At 32.6% G+C, this 2,058-nt stretch carries 1 protein-coding gene and 2 pseudogenes; all 3 read right to left on the minus strand.

Going from position 1 to position 2,058, the window contains the following annotated elements:
• Positions 1–41 precede the first annotated feature (41 nt).
• The gene (gene hblB, locus AC1DJR_RS27860) at positions 42–1,448 is read right to left on the minus strand and encodes a hemolysin BL regulatory component HblB (protein WP_477004033.1); all 1,407 of its coding nucleotides are present in this window, start codon (positions 1,446–1,448) and stop codon (positions 42–44) included.
• A gap of 34 nt (positions 1,449–1,482) precedes the next feature.
• Positions 1,483–1,636, minus strand: a pseudogene (locus AC1DJR_RS27865) (hemolysin BL lytic component L1); the annotation flags it as partial.
• Between the two features lie 224 nt (positions 1,637–1,860).
• Positions 1,861–2,058: pseudogene (locus AC1DJR_RS27870) on the minus strand (hemolysin); the annotation flags it as partial.

Consider the following 2,058-nt stretch of genomic DNA (forward strand, 5'->3'; position numbering starts at 1 on the left):
GTTTAGTGTACCATCTCCAATTGCTGCGTAACTTTTCGGGTTCAGTTCATTATATTTTCTACTTTATCTTTATATACAACATATTCTTTCCCATCCACTACTGCTACGACCGCAAATTCATCTTTTGGATTGAATGAAAGCCAGTCAGCCCACATGTTTGTATTTGGTCCTCCACTCCACATATTATGAACAGTGTTTTTAGTTAAATTCATCACTTTATAGGACGCATTTGGTGCATTTGTTCCAGTCTTTATTTCAAATGTGTATGCGTTATGAATTTTTTTATAAAAGTAGAAAACGTTTGATGGACGAAGCTGATTCATAAGATCCTGTTCTTTTTTCTCTGCAATTTTTATCCCTTCTTGTAATGTGACAACATCTGTTCTTAATGTTTTCCAACTGTTTTTAGCTGAATTCAAGTTAGGGTTTAAGAATTTATATCTATTTTGATCAACTTTTTGATCAGCTTTATCAATATGTCCCAGTACGCCCGAATATTGAGAGTCTAAATCATCCCATTGCGTGGACATATAAGTAAGAGMAKTAATAGCATTATCAATCGYACTATGCATATCACTAATATTATGAAACGCAACTCCWACTACACGATTTAATGTTATYTTATAATCTACATTCTGACGTAATTTTGCTAATTCCGGCTCTAGCCAAGCTAACTTACCTCTTGCATCACCTATCATTATACCACCAGCAATCAATGTAGGAATAAATGGGATCTTTACCATGTCCAATCCCTTAGATTCTATACCTTTCTGATAGTTTACTTGSCCTAAAASKTCMTCYARACGCTTTTGRTCAKYCTCMACMKCAGCWCCTTGGTTTTTTAAAATMRAYTGCAAGGTCTCTTTATGGCTYCCAAATRCTCTAACATCTTCTCCAATAGCRTTTTTTAATTTAGTTAGTTCTTCTATTAATGCTTTTGCAGACTTTTGGTTTTGTTGAATTTCCCCCCGTAAATCTGTAATCCCTTTTTTTAAAGTATCCCCATTCCCAGTATTGATCGCCTCTACTAATGTTTCATAATGATTTTCAAATTTTGTATCGTATTCAATAATGCCTGTCAATGTATCTAATAGCTGATTTTTCACTTTCGTATTCCATGTAACAGCATGTGCTCTTGCATTCTTTTGATCTTGTACAATTTTACTAGGTAAATCTGTATACCCATTAATAGTAATTCCTTCAAAACTCACATCTGGATTATTAATTAACAAATAAGAATATTCATTCATAGATTTTACAAATAACCCAGCATCTTGCAAAGCTTTTTTCATCTGTTCTTCATTTGCTGAAAAAGATATTTCTCCATTGTTAGTTTGTTCAATTTCACTTTCAATTGCAAAAGCTGCTACTGGTGTGRCTGCATAAGTAGTTGTCATAGTTAAAAATGTTGATACAGCGAGTATTTTGTAAGGAATTTTTTTCATCATTTCATATTCCTCCTATAGGGTTTGATTTCAAGTTCTATTCTTCTTTAAAAGCGATGTCTTTCGAAATGAGTTCTACATCTTTTATGAGTATCATTCTAACTTTCTTTAGCAGCCTTTAAATCATCCAGTATTAAAGAGAATCTATGTTGTTTCATAGAGTCGATATTATCAAGCAAATCTTTATAATCTGTCCGCAATTAATCGGTTCTGTTTCAAAGTTTTAAAAACGAGTAAAATGGCACGGTTACCTTTTTATTGGATGAAACTTATATATATATCAGAAAGGCGAAGTCTTTAATAGGACTCCGCCTTTCTGATATATAAGGATTTATTAATTGTCGTATTACTGTTTARCAGTGTAATCATAGACTCTCTATGTTWTGGTTCACTTTGCAACARAAYTAATATTTCCCTATTTTTGTGGAGTAACAGTTTCCACTTTTAATTCTTTTATCCCTTCTTTTAATGTGACTGCATCTGTTCGTAATGTTTTCCAACTGTCTTTMGCTGCATTCAAGTTAGGTTTTAAGAATTTAAATTTATTTTGATCMGCTTTTTGAGCTACATTCTCAATATGCCCCAGTACTCCCGAATATTGAGAATCTAAATC

The organism is Bacillus sp. 05T31 (genome assembly GCF_056396725.1).